Annotated in this window: 21 protein-coding genes; 9 read left to right on the forward strand and 12 right to left on the reverse strand. The window is 38.6% G+C overall.

The window, feature by feature from the left end; all coding sequences use genetic code 11:
- Positions 1–2 precede the first annotated feature (2 nt).
- The 10 genes from glyS to OFO01_RS00545 all read right to left on the reverse strand — a co-directional run bounded on the left by glyS (position 3) and on the right by OFO01_RS00545 (position 8,658).
- Positions 3–2,024, reverse strand: a complete 2,022-nt coding sequence (glyS, locus tag OFO01_RS00500; RefSeq protein WP_270858222.1) for a glycine--tRNA ligase subunit beta — start codon at positions 2,022–2,024, stop codon at positions 3–5.
- A complete protein-coding gene (locus OFO01_RS00505; protein ID WP_270858223.1) occupies positions 2,008–2,142 on the reverse strand; it encodes a hypothetical protein in 135 nt (44 codons plus the stop codon). Before OFO01_RS00505 ends, glyS begins: the two co-directional genes overlap by 17 nt.
- Positions 2,139–3,485: an endonuclease/exonuclease/phosphatase family protein gene (locus OFO01_RS00510; RefSeq protein ID WP_270858224.1), complete on the reverse strand. Its 1,347-nt coding sequence runs from the start codon at positions 3,483–3,485 to the stop codon at positions 2,139–2,141. The genes OFO01_RS00505 and OFO01_RS00510 overlap by 4 nt, the downstream gene beginning before the upstream one ends.
- Entirely contained in the window at positions 3,473–3,961 is a 489-nt protein-coding gene (locus tag OFO01_RS00515; protein ID WP_270858225.1) for a tRNA (cytidine(34)-2'-O)-methyltransferase, read from the reverse strand. The genes OFO01_RS00510 and OFO01_RS00515 overlap by 13 nt, the downstream gene beginning before the upstream one ends.
- Before the next feature lie 278 nt (positions 3,962–4,239).
- Complete coding sequence (locus OFO01_RS00520; protein ID WP_270858226.1) at positions 4,240–5,235, reverse strand: hypothetical protein; 996 nt, start codon at positions 5,233–5,235, stop codon at positions 4,240–4,242.
- Between the two features lie 100 nt (positions 5,236–5,335).
- Positions 5,336–6,439, reverse strand: a complete 1,104-nt coding sequence (locus OFO01_RS00525; protein WP_270858227.1) for a CCA tRNA nucleotidyltransferase — start codon at positions 6,437–6,439, stop codon at positions 5,336–5,338.
- On the reverse strand, positions 6,420–6,848 hold the full coding sequence (locus OFO01_RS00530) for a CiaD-like domain-containing protein (RefSeq protein WP_270858228.1): 429 nt from the start codon (positions 6,846–6,848) through the stop codon (positions 6,420–6,422). The genes OFO01_RS00525 and OFO01_RS00530 overlap by 20 nt, the downstream gene beginning before the upstream one ends.
- Positions 6,838–7,083 carry a hypothetical protein gene (locus OFO01_RS00535; protein ID WP_270858229.1) on the reverse strand — a complete coding sequence of 82 codons (246 nt, stop codon included), beginning with the start codon at positions 7,081–7,083 and terminating at the stop codon, positions 6,838–6,840. The genes OFO01_RS00530 and OFO01_RS00535 overlap by 11 nt, the downstream gene beginning before the upstream one ends.
- Before the next feature lie 12 nt (positions 7,084–7,095).
- Positions 7,096–8,166, reverse strand: coding sequence for a 3-isopropylmalate dehydrogenase (leuB, locus tag OFO01_RS00540; protein WP_270858230.1), 1,071 nt, complete (start codon positions 8,164–8,166; stop codon positions 7,096–7,098).
- 12 nt (positions 8,167–8,178) lie between these two features.
- Complete coding sequence (locus OFO01_RS00545) at positions 8,179–8,658, reverse strand: 3-isopropylmalate dehydratase small subunit (RefSeq protein WP_270858231.1); 480 nt, start codon at positions 8,656–8,658, stop codon at positions 8,179–8,181.
- A gap of 231 nt (positions 8,659–8,889) precedes the next feature.
- Between OFO01_RS00545 and rpoD the strand changes: the two genes are divergently transcribed.
- From rpoD to OFO01_RS00590, 9 genes are all read left to right on the forward strand, one after another.
- Complete coding sequence (rpoD, locus tag OFO01_RS00550) at positions 8,890–10,767, forward strand: RNA polymerase sigma factor RpoD (RefSeq protein WP_270858232.1); 1,878 nt, start codon at positions 8,890–8,892, stop codon at positions 10,765–10,767.
- 43 nt (positions 10,768–10,810) lie between these two features.
- A complete protein-coding gene (locus OFO01_RS00555; RefSeq protein WP_270858233.1) occupies positions 10,811–11,518 on the forward strand; it encodes an AzlC family ABC transporter permease in 708 nt (235 codons plus the stop codon).
- Positions 11,519–11,520: 2 nt separating this feature from the next.
- A complete protein-coding gene (locus OFO01_RS00560; RefSeq protein ID WP_270858234.1) occupies positions 11,521–11,859 on the forward strand; it encodes an AzlD domain-containing protein in 339 nt (112 codons plus the stop codon).
- Between the two features lie 64 nt (positions 11,860–11,923).
- Positions 11,924–13,258, forward strand: a complete 1,335-nt coding sequence (locus tag OFO01_RS00565) for a coproporphyrinogen III oxidase family protein (RefSeq protein ID WP_270858235.1) — start codon at positions 11,924–11,926, stop codon at positions 13,256–13,258.
- A 78-nt stretch (positions 13,259–13,336) separates the two neighbouring features.
- The gene (locus OFO01_RS00570; protein ID WP_270858236.1) at positions 13,337–14,020 is read left to right on the forward strand and encodes a F0F1 ATP synthase subunit A; all 684 of its coding nucleotides are present in this window, start codon (positions 13,337–13,339) and stop codon (positions 14,018–14,020) included.
- 25 nt (positions 14,021–14,045) lie between these two features.
- Entirely contained in the window at positions 14,046–14,231 is a 186-nt protein-coding gene (locus tag OFO01_RS00575) for a hypothetical protein (RefSeq protein WP_270858237.1), read from the forward strand.
- 108 nt (positions 14,232–14,339) lie between these two features.
- Positions 14,340–15,758: an Asp-tRNA(Asn)/Glu-tRNA(Gln) amidotransferase subunit GatB gene (gene gatB, locus OFO01_RS00580; RefSeq protein WP_270858238.1), complete on the forward strand. Its 1,419-nt coding sequence runs from the start codon at positions 14,340–14,342 to the stop codon at positions 15,756–15,758.
- Between the two features lie 115 nt (positions 15,759–15,873).
- Positions 15,874–16,953 (forward strand): DUF3137 domain-containing protein, encoded by a 1,080-nt coding sequence (locus tag OFO01_RS00585; RefSeq protein ID WP_270858239.1) that lies wholly within the window; start codon positions 15,874–15,876, stop codon positions 16,951–16,953.
- A 129-nt stretch (positions 16,954–17,082) separates the two neighbouring features.
- Positions 17,083–17,973, forward strand: a complete 891-nt coding sequence (locus tag OFO01_RS00590; RefSeq protein WP_270858240.1) for an NAD(P)H-dependent glycerol-3-phosphate dehydrogenase — start codon at positions 17,083–17,085, stop codon at positions 17,971–17,973.
- Positions 17,974–18,111: 138 nt separating this feature from the next.
- Here the strand turns inward: OFO01_RS00590 and OFO01_RS00595 are convergent, their stop codons facing one another.
- Positions 18,112–18,252: a hypothetical protein gene (locus OFO01_RS00595; protein ID WP_270858241.1), complete on the reverse strand. Its 141-nt coding sequence runs from the start codon at positions 18,250–18,252 to the stop codon at positions 18,112–18,114.
- Positions 18,253–18,487: 235 nt separating this feature from the next.
- Positions 18,488–19,543 (reverse strand): DUF3137 domain-containing protein, encoded by a 1,056-nt coding sequence (locus OFO01_RS00600; protein WP_270858242.1) that lies wholly within the window; start codon positions 19,541–19,543, stop codon positions 18,488–18,490.
- Between the last annotated feature and the right edge of the window lie 9 nt (positions 19,544–19,552).

Consider the following 19,552-nt stretch of genomic DNA (forward strand, 5'->3'; position numbering starts at 1 on the left):
CCTTAAAAACTAATTTCTTTGATATCGGCGATTTTTTTGAACGCATTGTAGATTTGACCTACATTTGCGATACGATTTGCTCGCACAGCCTTGTCATCTACATTTATCATTACTTTTTCAAAAAACATATCGATTTTATCTTTCAATCCAAAAAGCGCATTTAGGTAGGCCTCAGGCTCGTTTTGGCTCACGCTAATCGCCTTAAACGCCGAATTTAACTCGCCCTCAGCTTCGTTTTGGAAAAGTGCTTCATCGACAGCACCGATTTTTTCATCTTTTATGATATTTGATAGGCGTTTGAAGGTGTCGAAATTATCCTTAAATTTCTCATCTTTTGAAATTTTATCCAGTGCCACAATCGCGCTACCAAGAGCCTTTATATCATCTTTGCCGCTGTTTAGGCACGCTTTTATAATAGATGGATTGACATCGTAAATAGCATAAAGTCTATCTTTGATAAAATCCAACAATTTATCGCTATCAAGCCCAGAATATTGCACCGCTACATTTTTAACCAACGCCCCCAAATCCAAATTTAGCCCCAAATTTTGCACGATTTTGATAATTCCAGCGGCCGCACGGCGCAATGCGTAAGGGTCTTTGTTTCCGCTTGGAATTTTATTTATGCTAAATAGACCTGCTAGGCTTTCAAATTTTGTAGCAACCCCCACGAGCGACGAAAACACGCCCACAGGAAGCTCGCTGTCCTCAGAATTTGGCAGGTATTGCTCATAAATCGCGCGAGAGATTAGCTCGTTTTTGCCCGCATGCGCGGCGTAGTAGCTTCCCATAATGCCTTGAAGCTCGCTAAATTCGCCCACCATAGTGCTAACCAAATCCGCCTTGCTAAGCATTATCGCCTCTTCTAGCGCGCCAGTGTAATCCCCGCCAAACTCGACTCTTAGCTCTTTATCCCAAAATTTAGCAATCTCTTTTGCGACAGAGATTTCACGGACTTGCTTATCATAAATCGAGCCAAGCCCGCTTAGATACGAAACGCTTTTTAGCTTTTCTGGATTTAGCCCTGATTTTAGATCGCTTTGCCAAAAAAACATCGCATCACTTAATCTTGCGCGCAAAACCTTCTCGTTTCCACGCACGATTAGGCTGTTATCATCGGTGATTGCGTTGCTTGCAACGACGAAATGATTGCTTAGCTTGCCATTTTTGAAAACTGGGAAATAGCGTTGATTTTCCTTCATCGAAGTGATGATTACCTCTTTTGGCACAGCTAAAAATTCAGCCTCGAAACTGCCAAGTAGCGCGGTTGGGTGCTCGGTAATGGCGACAACCTCGCTTAGCAAATCCTCATCGATTTCGATTGTAACGCCATTTGCGCTCTCGATTTCTTTAAATTCGGCTAGGATTTTTTCTTTGCGTTTTTGTGCGCTTAAAATCACGCCGTGTTTTTCCAAAAGCGCAAAGTATTCCTCTGCGCTAGTAAATTTGACCTTTTCATACCCAAAGCTTCTGTGTGGGAAAAACGCTAGCTCGCTTTTTACGCCGTAAATTTCAAACTCCACGCTATCATTTCCTAGCAAGCAAGCCACACTTCGAAGTGGGCGGATAAACTCGAATTTGCCCTCGCCCCAGCGCATAGCTCTACCGAAATTTAAACTACCCAAAAACTCCTCAATCATCGCACCTAGCACGCTTTTGCTAGGCTCGCCTTTTTGCACGCTCTCAAAATACAGCACCTCTTTGCCATCAATTTCTTTGAATTTCAATTCACTCTCGCTAATTCCACATTTGCTAGCAAAGCTTAGCGCGGCCTTGCTCCATGCGCCATCTTTTAGGGCGACTGATTTTGGCGCGCCGGTTTGGACGATTAAGCTGTCGCTTTGTGTGCTAGCGAAATTTTCATGGCAGATGACAAATCTGCGAGGGGTAAATTCGAAGCTAAATTCGCTTTGCAATCGGTATTTTTCCAAAACTGCACTCCATTTTGGCGCAATGTTTTTGTATTCCTTCAAAAACGGGATTGCTGGGAGTTCTTCGACTCCAATTTCAATAAGTAATTTCATTTTTTTCTTCCTTTTCTTGATTTCGTTTATTATTTTTTTCTATCATTTGTTTGTTAAACCCGATGACCAAAAACGCCATAAACAGCACAAATGCGGTCATCATAAGCAGATGTATCATTGAACTATAAACTCCTTTTGCTCATCATAAATCGTAAAATACGCATTGTTAAATTTTGCGTTTTTTTGATTTTTGATTTTGCCTTTTTTGGAATAAATTTTATATTTTCGCCCATTTACCACGATTTGCCCGTCCGTTACATCGCCCCAAATTTGCGCTACGACATCGCCCGGGGAGATGGTGTGATAGTTAATCTCTTTTAGCGTGTATTTTTCGATACTGCCGATATTTCCGTGGCTTTTGAGGATTTTTGCCTCGCTAAGTTCGAATTTTTTCCTATAAATTTTAGCTTTTTGCACGGCAAGATCTAGCTTATCGCCCACGCTAACACCACTTAGCCCATACACAAACACGCCCTTGCTACCTTGCGAAATCGCGCTTCCGTGCTTGTCAGTGTAGGTTACGACTGCGTTTTTTAGGATAAATGGAGCAGAATTTACATCGCCGTAAATTTCAGAAATTTGCGCCTCTTTTAACTCTAAATTTGGGTTTTGCACGGCTAAATTCTTGGGTTTGTTTGGCGAAATTTTTTCACTGCTTAAAACAAAGCTAAGCGCGATATGATCGGAGCTTTGTGCCGCGCTTTCGACCTTAAACGAGCCTTTTTTATAGCCAAATTTTGCCTTGCCAAAAAAATCATCGCTAAGTAAAATATGATCTAGCAAAGCCCCGCTATCGTGTGATTTGCACGCGATTAGTTTATTTGCGAAGCAGACATTATCGCTCCACAAATCGACAAATTTGCCCTCGCTTAAAATTTCGTTTAAAAGCGAATTTTTACCAATGCCGGTGTTAAAATCACCCAAAATCACGCTGTTTTTTTTGTTTTTTATGATTTTTGCTAAAAAATCAAAACTCTTTTTTCTATCCCCGATAGGATTGCGTTGGGAGAGCATGTGCAGGGCATACACGCTAAATTTCGCCCCCTCAAACTCGAAATCCGCTCTTAATATATCACGAGTTTTGACGCTACTCATACGGTAATACTCGCTCGAAATTATCGGGATTTTTGATAGCACCGCCACGCCAGCTGGGGCTGATTTGGGGTTTGAAAATTTATAAAATTTATACTGCGTTTTGTTCGCCAAAGCTTTTAAAACGCCTTCGTTTTCAATCTCTTGAAGTGCGATTATATCGGCGTTTATCTCTAAAATTTCGCTCGCAATTTTATTTAATTTTTCTTTATATTTTACCTTGTTCCATTTGCCAAATTCTAGGCGGAAATCCTCGTATTCGTTGCCGTTGTTTTCGCCGTCAAAGAGATTTTCGACATTGTAAGTGGCGATTTTCAGCTCTGTGCCAAAGAGTGCGAGTGCGACGAAAAGAAGGGCTAAAATTCGCAAATCTTGCTCCTAAAATCAAATTCGCCCAAATTTTGGCGAATCGCCTCATAAGTAATAATGCCCACGCTCGTGGCCAAATTTAGACTTCGCCCAAGCGCAGTCATGGGAATTGTTATACAATTTTCACGATTTATTCTCATTATATCAAGTGGCAAACCATGACCTTCTGCGCCAAAAAATATAAAATCATTTTTTTGAAATTTTGCCTCGTAATAGAGCTTGTTTGTTTTGGTCGTAGCGAAGAAAAATCGCTCTTTGTGCGCCTCGTTTGCCGCGTAAAATTCGTCCCAGCTCTCCCAAACTCTCAAATCCAAATTCGCCCAATAATCAAGGCCGGCTCTGCGCAAATGCTTATCATCAATGACAAAACCAAGCGGTTTGATTAGGTGCAAGCGACACCCACAATTCACACACATGCGCCCAATCGAGCCTGTGTTTGTGTGGATTTCGGGATTTACTAAAACGATATTAAACATCAAGCCTTCCTCATTAATTCAAATCGATAATTTTACTAAAAACTCTCTAAATTTACGCTTTTTTGCGGGAATTTTCTTTGAATTTAGCGCAAAATTTAACCAAATTTTGCCTTTAAAAATTCTCTTATCTCATCTTTTTGACAGCGCTAGATTTCATTTGCGATTTCTTGCCCTTAAATCCGTCATTTATGACGGCTTCGCTTCCTACTTTTGAAGCGAATTTGCGCTCATATAATTAATCATTATAGCGGGCAAGGATATCACTCTACAATACTTTTTTATCTTTCCATCATAAATATTTCCCACAAATCTTGCGGAATAAGTTCTCCTAGCGTTTTTTCATCCGGCACATCAACATGTCCCCAACGCCCACGCCATACTTCCCAAGTTAGAATAAAGATTGTATAGGGAAATTTATATGTTTTGGGATTTTTGGAAAGGGTGATTTTATTTATATAGTTATTTCTATCTATTTCATCTATCTCTTTAATTATTTCTGGTGAGCATTGTTTTTTAACCTCTTCCGGAAAGCGGTCTTTATCTGTATATACTCGAATGCCGTATTTTGCAATCGCTTCTTTGCAAGATAATGGCGGTTCATAATTAAAATAATTTCCATGAGCCAAATAATAGCTTACAATTTTATTAATTTGCTCTTCGTTTAAAAAATAACTGGTTAGATTGCCTTCCAGCAAAATAGGTTTTTGTGAATTTTTAACATCATATAAATCGCAATCATTAATTCCGTAACCTTTAAGACAAGATAAAAAGTATTTGTCATCACCGTGATTAAAATATCTTGAATCAATTCCCATACCTTCAATAATTGGTATATTTTCTCGGTCTAATAAAACCGCTTTTTTTGGATTGGTAATATCATAAATTTTGCAATAATCAACCATATTTCCATCTTCCATAACGCAAATTTGGAAATATTGTTTGTTGTTTTTACTAAAATATTTGTAATTTTGACTGAAATAATAGCGATAGTTATCTTTATATTTGTAATCGTATGCAATCGACTGACGAATATCTTGCTTCTGACAGTCTTCCATATCGTTTTCGTTGCCAAAAGCGTAATTACAAAATAAATTTTCTAACTCTTTATTTAATGCGGGTAGATTGGTTTGCACAAATTCGACATCATAGTCTTTTTCATGCTTATAACTTACTACTTTGGCTTCTAATGGGTTATTTGTAGAAGCATTTTCTGCCATTGCCAATATAGGGGTAGATAAGCATAAAACTACGCTTAATAAATATTTTGTTTTCATTTAAAACCTTTCCAAACTAATATATAGTGAGTAATTGCACATATTTTGTTTTATCAAATTTATCATTTTCTATACCTTACTTAACCTAAATTTATAAAATTTACAAATTCAAATTTGCCAAATATTTTTTGATTTCATCTTTTTGACGGCGTTTGATTTCATTTGCGATTTCTTTGCCCTTAAATCCGTCATTTATAACGGCTTCGCTTCCTACTTTTGAAATAAATTTTTTCTCATAAATTCCAAGTTTTTTAGCACTATTTACGCGAGTTTGGTTATACGCACCCAGCCACGAATTTATCGGCATTTGCAGTGAAATTTGTATTAGTTTTTCATCGTTTATTTTTTTATGAAAAGGCTCGATTAAAATGCGCTTAAAATGCGAATTTAGCTTTAAATTTTCTAAAATTTGCTTTTTGTCTAAGTTTAGCAAATTTAAAACAGCGTATAAAAAAAACGCCTCATTTTTTATAAATTTCCGCCCATTATCGATAAAATTTGCGATTTTTGCGCACCGCTCCCGCGAAATTTGCACGCCAAAAATTTTCTCAAACAGCCCCAAATCGTGTAAAATTTTTAGCCCCAAACCCTGAAATTTAGCCCTAAAAAGCTTGATTAGCTCAGCGCAAATCCGCTCCACACTCAAATCAGAAGTATCAATCTGGCGCATTAATTCCAAACTTTTTGGCTCGATATTTAAGCCAAACCGCGCCGCAAACTGCACCCCACGATATACTCTCAGGCTATCTTCGACGAAGCTTTTTTCATCGACAACGCGCAAAATTCGGGCCCTTAAATCATTTAACCCGCCGTAAAAATCCAGCACCTCGCCGCTAAAAATATTTATCATCATCGAATTTATCGTAAAATCCCTGCGCCTAGCACCGATTTTTTCGTCATTTGCAAGGGCGACTTCAAAGGCTTTGTGCCCCACTCCGACCTTGTTTTCGGTGCGAGGCAGAGCAATGTCGAAATTGTGAAATTTATAGACAAAAAATTGCTTTCCAGTCCCAAGTGCGCCAAGCTCGCCCATAATTTCGCTAAATTTTTGCGGATTTATATCATAAACTTCGATGTCGATGTCGCCACTTTCGCGCCCCAAGAAAAAATCGCGCACGAAACCACCGACGAAATACGCTCTTTTTGTATATTTTTTAAGAAGGTCGAAAATAGCGATAAAATCGCTATTTTGATAGATTTTCAAGTCTGTTTTCGATACTCGCAAGTAAAAATTCCATAAATTTCAAATTCAGCTCGACCCTAGCCTCGATATCTGTGCTATCGAAGGAATTTAGCCCCTCAAAAAGCACCAATATCCGCTCTCTAACCGCGTTTAAAAACGCCACCTCATCGCTGTTTGCGCTAGCCTTGCTTTTAGGCGCATTAAAATTCATCTCGCTAAAATTCAAGCTATCATCATCGCCTAAATTTTGCGCAATCTCGTCGCTGTTTAAATCAGCGCTCAATTCATCGTTTGAGTGCTCGATAAACTCAGCAAAACTCACCGCGCTGGTAGAATTTTGTGAATTTTGCGAATTTTGCACCTGTTTTTGCGCTTTGATTTCGCTTTTTACAGCGTTGATGATATCGTTAAATTCGTTCTCATAATCCATTTATTAGCCACCTTTTAAGCTCACGATTTTTATGCCCGCCAGGACTTAGGAAAATCTCGCTCATTTGCATATTTACACCGCTTTTTATCCTGTGATTTAATCTCACTCTGGCAAATGCCACCCTAGCGTCGCTGTCGTTTGGATCTACGCGCAAAAGCGTGCGAGCAAGTGCCAAAGCGCCGTAAAAATCGCCCTCGCGCTCCATTTTTAGGATTTCTTCTATCGCTTCGCCCATTTTGCGCTCAGATTAAAATTTATGCGTATAATCGCTGATAATAGAGCCAATTTCGCTTGTTGAGCAGATCTCTTTGGCGTCAAATTTCGCTATATCTTTGGTGCGGTATCCATCTCGCAAGACCGATTTCACGGCATTTTCGATACACTGCGCCGCTTCGACCTCATTAAATGCGTATCGTAGCATCATTGCAGCGCTCATTATGGTTGCGATCGGATTTGCGATTCCTTGACCTGCGATATCAGGCGCAGAGCCGTGAATCGGCTCGTAGATTCCTACCTTGCCACCGATACTAGCACTCGGAAGTAACCCAATCGAGCCACAAATCATACTCGCCTCATCGCTTAAAATATCGCCGAATAAATTCTCAGTTAGTAGCACATCGAACTGCTTAGGATCGCGCACGAGTTGCATTGCAGCGTTATCGACATACATTTGCTCGACCGAAACTTCTGGGTATGATTTTGCCACCTCCGCGACTACTTCGCGCCAAAGCTGGCTGGTTTCTAGCACATTTGCCTTATCGACTAGGGTGATTTTTTTGCCCCGTTTCATCGCCGCTTCAAAGGCGATTTTCGATACTCGCTCGATCTCTTCGTAGCTATAAACCATAGTGTTAAATGCGCTTTTTTCGTGTTTTTCGCGTGGTTGTCCGAAGTAAATTCCCCCCGTTAGCTCGCGCACGACCAAGATATCCACGCCTCTGACGGTTTCTGGTTTAAGAGTGGAAGCGTTGATTAATTCATCAAAAATGATTGCCGGGCGCAGGTTTGCAAACGCACCAAGCTCTTTTCTTAGTTTTAAAAGTCCGCTTTCAGGGCGCAAATGTCGCGCTAAATTGTCCCATTTAGCCCCGCCAATCGCACCAAAAAGCACAGCGTCGCTTGCTTTGGCGGCATTTAGTGTCTCATCAGGTAGCGGAACGCCGAAAATATCGACAGCGCAACCGCCCATTAAATGGTAGTCGAAATTTAACTCAAAGCCAAATTTATGGCTCACACTATCTAAAACCTTAACCGCTTCTTCCACGATTTCAGGGCCGATTCCATCGCCTTTTATGACGCAAATATTATAAGTTTTCATAAATTTCCTTAATTATTTCATTTGAGATTTCGCATAATTTATCGCGCCACCTGCATTTAGCAGTTTTTGCATAAATGGTGGAATTGCGCCAAATTTATACTGCGTATTTTGGGTCAAATTTTGGATTATTCCATTATCTAAATCGATTTTTAGCTCATCGCCTTCGCCAATTTCATCAGTTTGGTCGCACTCTAAAATCAAAAGCCCCATATTGAAGCTGTTGCGATAAAAAATCCTAGCGAAATTTTTCGCGATTACGCACGAAATACCTGCCGCTTTTAGTGCCATTGGAGCGTGCTCTCTACTGCTGCCGCAACCAAAATTTTTACCAGCTACGATAATGTCGCCTTGCGAAATTTTGTTATAAAAATCCTTGTCAGCGTCCTCCATAATGTGCTTTGCAAGCACATCTGCATCAGATGTATTCAAATATCTAGCCGCGATGATGATGTCCGTGTCGATATTGTCTGCAAACTTCCATACTTTTGCCATAATTTTCACCTTTTCAATTTTAAAATAAACTTTTGATTTTAGCAAAACTTAGATTAAATTTAAATCAATTTAGCCAAAAAACAGCGTATGAATTTTGCAAAATTTTAAAAATTCAGCCAAATTTTAAATTTTGAAATTTTGCCCTAAATTTGGGAATTTTTTATAAATTTAAGTTTTGCTTTATAAAATTTGGGTATAATTAAAGGTTATTTTTGCAGACAAGGAGATTTGATGGCAGTATCAGCAAAAGAACTTAACTCTACGCTTGAACAATTTTTTGAGGAAAACCAAAAAAGCTACATAACCTTTGAAAGATTGATTAAATTTTTCGATATAGCTCCAAAGACAGCTGTCGTAAAAAAAATCGAAACTCTTATCAAAAAATACGATGTGGAGCTTATTTCGGCTGCTGAAATTTCAAAAATCCGAAATATCGAGGACGCAAAATTAAAAGAAGCTACCCAAAAAAGACTACTTGACGAGGGCTGGGACGATGATTTTGATATCTCGAATGATGTCGAGCTTTTGGAGTGGTCGCGTTCTGATAGCCCAGTGCGTATGTATCTGCGCGAAATGGGACAAATCCCGCTTCTGACCAAAGACGGCGAAATAGAAATCAGCAAAAAAATCGAGCTTGGCGAGGATATCATCATCGATGCGTTTTGCTCTGTGCCATACCTAATCGACTTTATTTTGGATTACAAAGAGCCTTTAATCAACCGCGAACGCCGTGTAAAAGAGCTTTTCAAAAGCTTTGATGATAGCGACGAAGAGGGAGCTGAGGACGAGGAAATCGACGATGATTTTAGCGATGATGAGAGTGAGGGCGAAGATGAGGAAAAAGAGGTCAAAAAAGCCCCTAAGAAAAACGACAAACGAACTCTAAAAGTCATCGAAAGCTTCAAAGCCCTAGACAAAGCCAAAAAAGAGTGGATGAGATTTGCCGAAAAAAACGCCGAGCAAATCAAAGATAGCAACGACACACTATCTAAGCTAAATTTGGCATTTAAAAAGAAAATTTTAAAAGAAAAGCTTATGGATTTAGGTCCAACTAGCAAGCTAATTACCGAAATTGTAAAATCAATGGAAACAGCTCTTAAAAGCGACGCAGGGTTTGACAAAGAGCTAAAACGCCTAGAATACAAGCTTCCAATGTTTAGCCAAGAGCTTCGTGAAAACCACGAAAAAATCCTAAAAGACATAACAAAACTAAGCAAAGAAGATATCATCGCCCGTGTGCCAGAAGCGACCATGGTATCGACTTATGTGGATATCAAAAAGCTGTTTTTGACAAAAGAGGCAAGCAAAAAAAGCTTCAACTTAGAGCCAGAGAGACTAAAAGAAATTTTAGAGCAAATCAAGCGTGGCAAACGCATAAGCGACAACGCAAAAGCGCGCATGGCAAAGTCAAATTTGCGCCTAGTTGTGAGTATCGCCAAACGCTACACAAACCGCGGTTTGCCGTTTTTGGATCTAATCCAAGAGGGAAATATCGGACTTATGAAGGCTGTGGATAAATTCGAATATCGCAGAGGATACAAATTTTCCACATACGCCACATGGTGGATACGCCAAGCCATATCGCGCGCAATCGCCGATCAAGCCCGCACAATCCGTATCCCAATCCACATGATTGAAACTATCAATCGCATAAACAAAATCACACGCAAATATATCCAAGAAGGTGGCAAAGAACCAGACATCAATGTCATCGCCGAGGAAGTGGGACTTAGCGTGGATAAGGTCAAGCAAGTCATCAAAATCACAAAAGAGCCAATCAGCCTAGAAGCGCCAATCGGCAATGAAGATGACGGTAAATTCGGCGATTTTGTCGAGGATAAAAACTCAATCTCGCCAATCGAGCAAATCCTAAAATCAGATTTAAAAGAGCAAATCGACGATATTTTAGAGCAGTTAAACGATCGCGAGCGCACGGTGATTCGCATGAGATTTGGGTTATTAGACGATGAGAGCGACCGCACCTTAGAGGAAATCGGCAAAGAGCTAAATATCACCAGAGAGCGTGTGCGCCAAATCGAAAGTTCTGCGATCAAAAAGCTAAAACACCCAAAAATCGGTCGCAAACTCAAAACCTACATTGAATCTTAAAATTTAAATTTCGCCCATTTTGGGCGAAATTTTACTCCGTCTTATGAGCAAATTCGAAATTTTCAAATCCACAATACCGGTTATGTTAGGCTATATTCCGCTTGGAATCGCATTTGGAATTTACGGCATTTCGCAGGGATTGGAGTTTTGGGTGATGATGATAACTAGCGTGCTAGTCTATGCAGGGAGCGTGGAGTTCGTGCTGGTGGCGTTTATCGTAACTGGCGCTTCGCTGATAGATACCTTTATCATCTCGTTTTTGCTAAATTTTCGCCATTTTTTCTACACAATGTCGCTCATCGACGAACTGCGCGCAATCCCACGCAAAATTTATCCCATTTATGCGCTTACCGATGAGACATTTGCCCTGCTTAAAACTCGCGTTTTTTTAAGCGATGATGAGCGCAAAAATGGCATTAGCGAGCAAAGAGCGCGCGAGCTGGGGCTGATTTATAATCTCACGGCTGTTTTTAACCACTCGTATTGGATTAGCGGTGTGGCGATTGGATCAATCCTTGGAGCTAGTTTAAATGTCGATTTTAGCGGGGTTGAATTTAGCCTTGTGGCGCTTTTTGCGATGCTAAGTTACGAAATGTTTAAATCAAACCCGCAGCATAAAATTTTGATTTTTAGCCTTATTTGCGCGTTTGCGGGGCTGTTTGTATTCCCTGTGAAATACTATCTTTTTGGCACACTGCTTTGCGCGATTTTTGCGCTTTTAGCATTTCGCAAATTTTTCGAAAGGCCCTAGCAATGGAGATTTTCGCATATATCGCAATGGCTAGCATAGCTACCGTGCTTACGAGATTTTTGCCGTTTTGGCTCTTTAAAAAAAAGAGCAAAAACCCCACGCTCGTGTATCTGCAAAAAAACTCTGGGCTTGTGATTATGATAGTGCTTATGATTTATGCGCTAAAAACTATGATTCCAAAATTTAGCGAAAATGGCGAAAATACCGCATTTTTCGCCACTATTTGCGGGCTTGTGTTTTGTCTGGCGCTCTCGTTTTTGGCGCACGCTAAATTTAGAAATTCGCTGATTACAATCGCAGTTCCTACGCTTTTATACACGATTTTTCTGCGATTTATATGAATTTTAAGATAAATTTCGCTAAATTTAAAAGTTAATTTTTTATTTTAAAGAAGGTTTAAGCTTTATGCAAATAATCACAAATTTTATCCAAAATTTTGCCAAAAAATATGCTAGTAAAACAATGCAAAATTCACTTTATAATTCCCTTAGAATCGATATTTCTGATCAAAATATAGAGAAAATCCCCGATCCGGCGAAAAACTACATGCTCTACATGCATGTGCCGTTTTGCCACACATTTTGCCCATATTGCTCTTTTCACAAATACGCTTATGACAAAGACGCCTGCAAAGCCTATTTTAGCGCACTTAGAACAGAAATGCGTCGCACAAAAGAGGCAGGGTATGATTTCAAAACACTTTATGTCGGAGGTGGCACAACCTTAATCGACGAGGACGAGCTTTTGCGCACATTGGAGCTTGCAAAATCGCTTTTTAATATCGAGGAAATTTCATGCGAAAGCGACCCTAACCACATCGACCCTGCCTCGCTAGCAAGGTTTCGTGGGCTAATAGATAGATTAAGCGTGGGCGTGCAAAGCTTCGATGATGAAATTTTGCGCAAGGCTGCGAGATATGAGAAATTCGGCAGTGGCGAGGTTTTGCGCGAAAAACTAAGCAAAGCAGTTGGGGTGTTGCCGATTTTAAGCCTTGATTTGATTTTTAATTTCCCATTTCAAACAAAAGAGAATTTACTCCACGACATCGCTATGGCAAAATCCGTAAATCCAGAGCAAATCACCATGTATCCGCTAATGAAATCGCCTCTAATGCGCGATCAAATTGCGCGAAATTTAGGCATAAGCAGTGTGGATAATGAAGAGGAATTTTACAAAATAATCTGCGATGAATTTAGCTCGTGGCACAAAAACAACTCATGGGCGTTTGCGAGGGAAAGCTCAAATATCGCCGATGAGTATGTGGGCGCAAACCACGAATATTTGGGCATTGGAAGCGGTGCGTTTAGCTTTTTGGACGGCAGACTTTTGATAAATGCTTTCAACCTAAGCGATTATTCAGCTCGTATCAAAGAGGGCAAAAGCACAGTGATTGCCACATGCGATTTTAGCGATAGCGAGAGAGCAAAATATATATTTTTGACCGAGCTTTTTAACGGCGAGATTGACATGGCAAAATTTCAAAGCGCAAACGGCATAAATTTACGCAAAGAGCTAGGGCGCGAAATCTCGCTACTTAGGCTTTCAAACGCAATCCGCGTAGAAGGTGGTAAAATCACCACGACGCAGTTTGGAAAATATCTTTGCGTGATTTTGATGAAGGAGTTCTACACCGGCATGGATAAGGTCAGAGCGACCTTCAAAGATGACGCTAAAATCAAGCACGCAAAGCATATTGCGATTATGGAAGAAGAAGTGCAAAATGCGCAACAAATTGCTTAAATTCGCTCAAATTTTAAACCAAATTTAACGATTAAAAAGGTAAAATGTGCGCAAAATTTTAATCCCAAAAGGTAATTTATGTTAAAAGACATATTCTTGTTCGCTGGTAGTTTATTTACTTACGACCACACTTTTATTTATCTATTTTATTTCTTTTTAGTAGTTGCTATTATTATAGCTATTGCGATTTTTTCTACTCGCTCACTTCAACTCGTCCCACACGGTATGCAAAATATCGCTGAGGCTTATGTCGGCGGTGTTTTATCTATCGGCAAGGACACAATGGGTAGCGAAGAAAGAGCCAAAAAATATCTCCCACTTGTAGCAACTCTTGGTTTGGTTGTATTTTTAAGCAATATTATCGGTCTAATTCCTGGTTTTGAATCCCCTACTTCTAGCCTAAATTTGACACTTTCTTTGACACTTTGTGTGTGGTTTTATTACCATTTCGAGGGTATTAGAGAGCACGGCGTCGTGGGATATTTCAAACACTTCATGGGTCCAGTAAAGGCTCTTGCACCATTTATGTTTATCGTCGAGCTTATCTCACACTTCGCGCGCGTTGTGTCGTTATCTTTCCGTCTTTTTGGAAATATCAAGGGCGATGATATGTTCCTTTTGGTTATGCTTACGCTATTCCCTGCGCTCGTGCCTATGGTGCCTTATGCGCTACTAACCTTTATGGCGATTTTGCAAACTTTCATTTTTATGGTTCTTAGCTATGTTTATCTAGCTGGCGCCGTAGTAGTTGATGAGCATTAATCTTAAACGCAATTTTTTATACTTTTTGGTAGGCGCATCGTTCGGACTGATTTTCGTCGGTGCGTTTATCTTTTTTTCATATCCTGCATTTTATTTTTTAGGTCTTAAATTTCTGCTAATTTGCACAGCTCCTGGGGTCGTGTGTGTCATCATCACCTGCCTTTTAGTCGATTTGCTCGATCTAAAAGAGCAATTAGAAAACAAAAAGTAAAATTTAGCCTCAAATTTTGCCAAATTTTGGGCTGAAATTTCAAAATTTAACCGATTTCAAATTTAATTAGTAGTAAAATCACAGAATTTTGTTTTAAAGGTAAAATTTATGTTTGAAACCATAATCGGACTTGAAGTTCATTGTCAATTAAATACAAAAACCAAGATTTTTTGCTCATGCGCCACTAGCTTCGGAGACAGAGCAAACACCCATGTTTGCCCTACTTGCCTAGCCTTGCCGGGCGCACTTCCTGTGCTAAATAAAGCAGCTGTCATAAAGGCCATAAGCTTTGGCACCGCGGTCAATGCGACCATAAATCGCAAGTCGATTTTCGATAGAAAAAACTATTTCTACCCTGATTTGCCAAAAGCGTATCAAATTTCACAATTTACAATCCCTATCGTCGAAAACGGCGAGCTTTTTATCAATATTGACGGAAATGAAAAACGCATAGGTATCACGCGAGCGCACCTAGAAGAGGACGCGGGTAAAAACAGCCACGAAAACGGCAGAAGCCTAGTCGATCTAAACCGCACAGGCACGCCGCTGCTCGAAATAGTAAGCGAGCCAGATATGCGTTCTAGCGATGAGGCTGTGGCTTACCTGAAAAAACTGCACTCGATTTTACGCTTTTTAAATATAAGTGATGCAAATATGCAAGAGGGCTCTTTTCGCTGCGATGTCAATGTAAGCATTCGCCCAAAAGGCGATGAGAAGCTCTACACTCGTGTCGAAATCAAAAATTTAAATTCATTTAAATTTATCCAAAAAGCCATAGAATACGAAGTTCAGCGTCAAATTTCAGCATGGGAAGACGGCAAATACGACGAGCTAGTTTATCAAGAAACTAGACTTTTTGATACGAATAAATTTGTAACCAAATCAATGAGAAGCAAGGAAGACAGCGCAGAATATCGCTATTTCCCCGATCCTGATTTGCTAACTGTGATAGTCGATGATGAGATGATGAAAGAGGGGCAAAATATCCCTGAACTGCCTGATGAGAAAAAAGTTCGCTATGTCGAAAAGCTTGGTATCAAACCAAAGGACGCAGAAGTTATCATTTCAACCTATGAAAATGCGAAGTATTTCGAGGATTTGATTAACGCAGGGCGCGAGCCAAAACTATGCGTAACATGGCTAAATGTCGAGCTAAACGGCCGCCTTAAAAACGGCGTAACTATCGAAAACAGCCCTGTTGATAGCGCGAAAATGAACGAGCTTTTAACCCGCATTGAAGACGGCACAATCAGCCAAAAAGCGGCAAAAGAGGTGCTTGATTTCTTAATGGAAAATGATGAAAGCGTCGATAGCGTAATCGAAAAACTTGGCTTAAAACAAGTTAGCGATGACGGCGCGATAATCGCTATAATCGACGCAGTTTTAGGCGCAAATGCTGACAAAGTCGCAGAATACAAAAGCGGAAAAGATAAGCTTTTTGGCTTTTTTGTGGGTCAGGTGATGAAGGAAGGCAAGGGAGCGTTTAATCCAGCAAAAGTAAATGAGCTTTTGAAGGCGAAACTCTAAATTCCCAGACTTAAACGGATTAAATTAAAAATTTCACGCTTTTTCGCTCACGCACGATAAATACACCACTCTTAAAAGCGTGAAATTTTTTAAATTGAAACCAAAGTGAGAAAATTTGGATATTAACGAACTAGAAAATTTAAGAATAAAAATTTTAAAAGAAATTCATAAATTAAAAATAAAATATTTTTTATATACATTGTTAATCCCTATTATACTTATTTCTTATAATCAGCTTGTGCTTGGATTTTTTAACTTAGCTTATAAGCAAAATCAAAAATTTGACATTACCGTTGCTATAAATCCTACAATAGATGTTATTTCTGTCATAGTTTTTGCAATATTTCTTACTTATATATATCTAAGAGATGAAAGAAAATTTATAATAATGAAGGAAATGTTTTTTTTATTTTTACCTTATATATTATTTTTTGGGTTAGCACAATATACCAAAGTAGATTTTCCATATATTACTGCGATATATCTTACTTTATTTGCTATGTTTGTGTCGTATTTGGCGTTTTTTAACCTAGCAAAAAACGATAAGATAGCAGAATACAAAAAAGCATTTAAATTAAGATATTTAAAGCCTATGTTTTTAAAAGAAGGGTATGAGTATGAAACCAAAGGAAATATCAATTTAAAATTTATAAGAAATAGTCTAATTTTTGGCACGAAAGAAATTTCGGGTGGCGATGATAAAATCAGCGGGAAAGTCGATAATATAGAATTTGAACTATCCGATATAATGGTGCATAATAGTATAAATTTTTCTACTTTTGGCGTATTTTTTTATGCTGAATTTAACAAAAAAGTTAAATTCACGACTTTTATAACAACAAAAAAATATAAATTGCAAGATTATGGTTTTGTAAGCGATAAAATCACTATGGACGATACAGAATTTAATAAATTCTTTGATGTATATTCAAATGATGTGCAAAATACAATGTATATTCTAAGTCCCGCTTTTATGCAACGACTTACACAATTAAGGCAAATTTTTAATTCTCCTATCATAGTAAGTTTTTTCAAAAGCAAAATTTATATTTTTATTGACACCAAAAAAGATAGTTTTGAGCCAAATATCGATATAAGCGCCACTCAAACAGCAACAACTATAATAAAAGATTTTGCAAATTTTTTATCGATAGTAAAAATACTAAATTTAAACACCAAAATTTGGAAAATTTAGCTTTAATTATCACACAAATATAAATATTACTCTCAATCTTTATTTTTCACAAAAAATCCAAATTTTGATTATTTTTTTATCAAATTTTGGGTAAATTAGCATGTTTATTTTAAATTTGGAAGTGAATTTATGAAAATAGCAATTATCGGTGCAGGTAAGTGGGGAAGTGCGCTTTGTGGCGCGTTAAGCGAAAAAAACGAGTGCGTCATCACCTCGCGCACACCGCGAGATTTGCCAAATTTCGTCAGTATCGAAGAAGCCTTGGATTGCGAAATGCTAGTATTTGTCATCGCCGCTCAGCACACGGCGGAGTTTTTGGCCCATAATTTCACAAACAAAAACCAAAAAATCCTAGTCGCCTCAAAGGGCATCGAGGCCAGCAGCGGCAAGTTTTTAAACGAGATTTTCGAGCGCCACACGAGCGCGCAAAACCTCGCCTACCTCTCAGGCCCCTCATTTGCGAGCGAAGTTACGCGCAAACTGCCTTGCGCCCTCGTGGTAAGCTCGACAACCCTCGCCCTCGCCGAAGCGATCGCAGACCTTTTCCCACCATACATGAAAACCTACGCCAGCACCGATGTCATCGGCGCAGAAATCTGTGGCGCGTATAAAAATGTCATCGCCATAGCCAGCGGGATTTGCGACGGGCTAGGGCTAGGAAATAACGCCAGAGCCAGCCTCATCGCGCGCGGAATCGTCGAAATCGCACGATTTGGCAAGTTTTTTGGCGCGCAGGACGACACATTTTTGGGTCTTAGCGGGGTTGGCGATCTGTTTTTGACCGCTTCTAGCGAGCTTTCGCGCAACTACCGCGTGGGGCTAGGTCTAGCTAAAAACAAAAGCTTGGAGCAAATTTTAAACGAGCTTGGCGAGGTCGCAGAGGGCGTATATACTGCGCGCGCAGTCGAAAAAATCGCCAAAGAGCATGGGATTTACACGCCAATTTCAAGCGAAGTGAATAAAATTTTAAATGGCAAAAATGTAAAGGAAAGTTTGCAAGATTTGCTGAAAAAACACTAAAATTTAGTGAAATTTTTAAATTTCGCTTTTAAGTGTCATTGCGAACGAGTGAAATGAGCGTGGCAATCTACAAATTTTAAATTCACAGCCACCAAAATGGCAAAATCTTGTGAAATTTCGCCCAAATTTTACTTTTTTTTAAAATTTCGCTTCGCAAATTTTAGGATACTGCACCGAAATTTTGCTTTTAAGTGTCATTGCGAGCGAGTGAAACGAGCGTGGCAATCTACAAATTTTAAATTCACAGCCACCAAAATGGCAAAATTCTGTGAATTTCAAATTTTACCCATAAGCGTAATTGCAAAAGAATTTTGCGTAAGCAAAATTCAGTAAATAAACGCGTGCATAGCACGCCACAGTATAGGCGTCGGCCTGGTGGGGGTGCGGGGGCGGGCGGCCCTCGCAACTCTGAGCACCGCCCCCGCATAAAAAGATTAGACTTTAAAATTCCTAGCGGTTTGCAATTATCAAAAATTCAAATTCTACGAAATTCCACGCAAAATTTAGCCAAATTTTACACTTTCCAAATTCTTGTATTTAAATTTAGAGTTTTAACGATTGATAAAAAGTGCGAAAGTTCCCGTTTTATGGTAAAAGCTGGATTTGCGCGTAAAACGCTTTTATCGATGTCAGGTTCAAAATTATCCTTGCCCGTATCTAAAAATATGTAAATTTTATCTCCCGCAAAACTAACGCTGATTGGGAAATTTAGCCGTCTTTTCAAATCCAAAAGTCGCTTCATAAACGCAGGACTTAAAATATACATTGCATTTTGCAAATCATTTGAATAAACGCTAAATTTAGAGTTAAATTCGCTATTATCCATTGTGATTTTTTTAAATTGTTTGGCGTTGTCATTTGTAGCGTCGTTTGAAATTACAAATAAATTTGAATTTGCCTTTTTGTTAAAACTAGCATGAAAAAATACACCGTAAATATCATATTTTTTTATAGTATCAACAAGTGCTATATCTACAAAAGTAAATTTTATTCCATCGACTTTTCCACAAATTTTATCATTACCACTTTCTATATAATGAACACTTTCTCTAAAAATTTTACTATGTCTTAAATACATATTTTCTATTAAACCATTTTCATTATAATCATAACCAAACTCTGCCAAATAAGGCTTCAAAGATTGAATTTTAAATTCTTTTTGATACTTTTTTTGTTTTGATTTTTTTATGCTTTTCATACACATTTTATAAATTAAATTCATTGAAAAAATAGTAAAAATTATAACTACAATATAGAAAAATTTTGGATATTTTTCTGCCAAATTTGTTGCTATTGTAAAAAATATCATAGGTGTAATTCTGGCAAACAACATATATTTTATTTGTGGCGTTTTATCAAGCTCAAAAATATCTGCTACATAAAAAATCATAAGCAAACATAAAATAAAAGCAATTGGAATACTTGCACTTTTTACATCATAACCAGAATAATGAAAAATTATCAAAACCAAACTCGGAATTATAAAAGTCCCCAAAATAACAAAAGGCTTTAAATTATCAATTTCCTTTAAAGTATTTTTCCTTAAATTTTCTAATTCTTTGATATTCAAATTTTTGCC

The organism is Campylobacter sp. JMF_01 NE2 (genome assembly GCF_027737365.1).
In the GTDB taxonomy this organism is placed as follows: Bacteria; Campylobacterota; Campylobacteria; order Campylobacterales; family Campylobacteraceae; genus Campylobacter_B.

Coding starts and splice junctions, on each gene's coding strand:
- glyS (WP_270858222.1), bottom strand. CDS start 2,024: ATGAAATTACTTATTGAAATTGGAGTCGAAGAACTCCCAGCAATCCCG.
- OFO01_RS00505 (WP_270858223.1), bottom strand. CDS start 2,142: ATGATACATCTGCTTATGATGACCGCATTTGTGCTGTTTATGGCGTTT.
- OFO01_RS00515 (WP_270858225.1), bottom strand. CDS start 3,961: ATGTTTAATATCGTTTTAGTAAATCCCGAAATCCACACAAACACAGGC.
- OFO01_RS00520 (WP_270858226.1), bottom strand. CDS start 5,235: ATGAAAACAAAATATTTATTAAGCGTAGTTTTATGCTTATCTACCCCT.
- OFO01_RS00530 (WP_270858228.1), bottom strand. CDS start 6,848: ATGGATTATGAGAACGAATTTAACGATATCATCAACGCTGTAAAAAGC.
- OFO01_RS00535 (WP_270858229.1), bottom strand. CDS start 7,083: ATGGGCGAAGCGATAGAAGAAATCCTAAAAATGGAGCGCGAGGGCGAT.
- leuB (WP_270858230.1), bottom strand. CDS start 8,166: ATGAAAACTTATAATATTTGCGTCATAAAAGGCGATGGAATCGGCCCT.
- OFO01_RS00545 (WP_270858231.1), bottom strand. CDS start 8,658: ATGGCAAAAGTATGGAAGTTTGCAGACAATATCGACACGGACATCATC.
- rpoD (WP_270858232.1), top strand. CDS start 8,890: ATGGCAGTATCAGCAAAAGAACTTAACTCTACGCTTGAACAATTTTTT.
- OFO01_RS00555 (WP_270858233.1), top strand. CDS start 10,811: ATGAGCAAATTCGAAATTTTCAAATCCACAATACCGGTTATGTTAGGC.
- OFO01_RS00560 (WP_270858234.1), top strand. CDS start 11,521: ATGGAGATTTTCGCATATATCGCAATGGCTAGCATAGCTACCGTGCTT.
- OFO01_RS00565 (WP_270858235.1), top strand. CDS start 11,924: ATGCAAATAATCACAAATTTTATCCAAAATTTTGCCAAAAAATATGCT.
- OFO01_RS00570 (WP_270858236.1), top strand. CDS start 13,337: ATGTTAAAAGACATATTCTTGTTCGCTGGTAGTTTATTTACTTACGAC.
- gatB (WP_270858238.1), top strand. CDS start 14,340: ATGTTTGAAACCATAATCGGACTTGAAGTTCATTGTCAATTAAATACA.
- OFO01_RS00590 (WP_270858240.1), top strand. CDS start 17,083: ATGAAAATAGCAATTATCGGTGCAGGTAAGTGGGGAAGTGCGCTTTGT.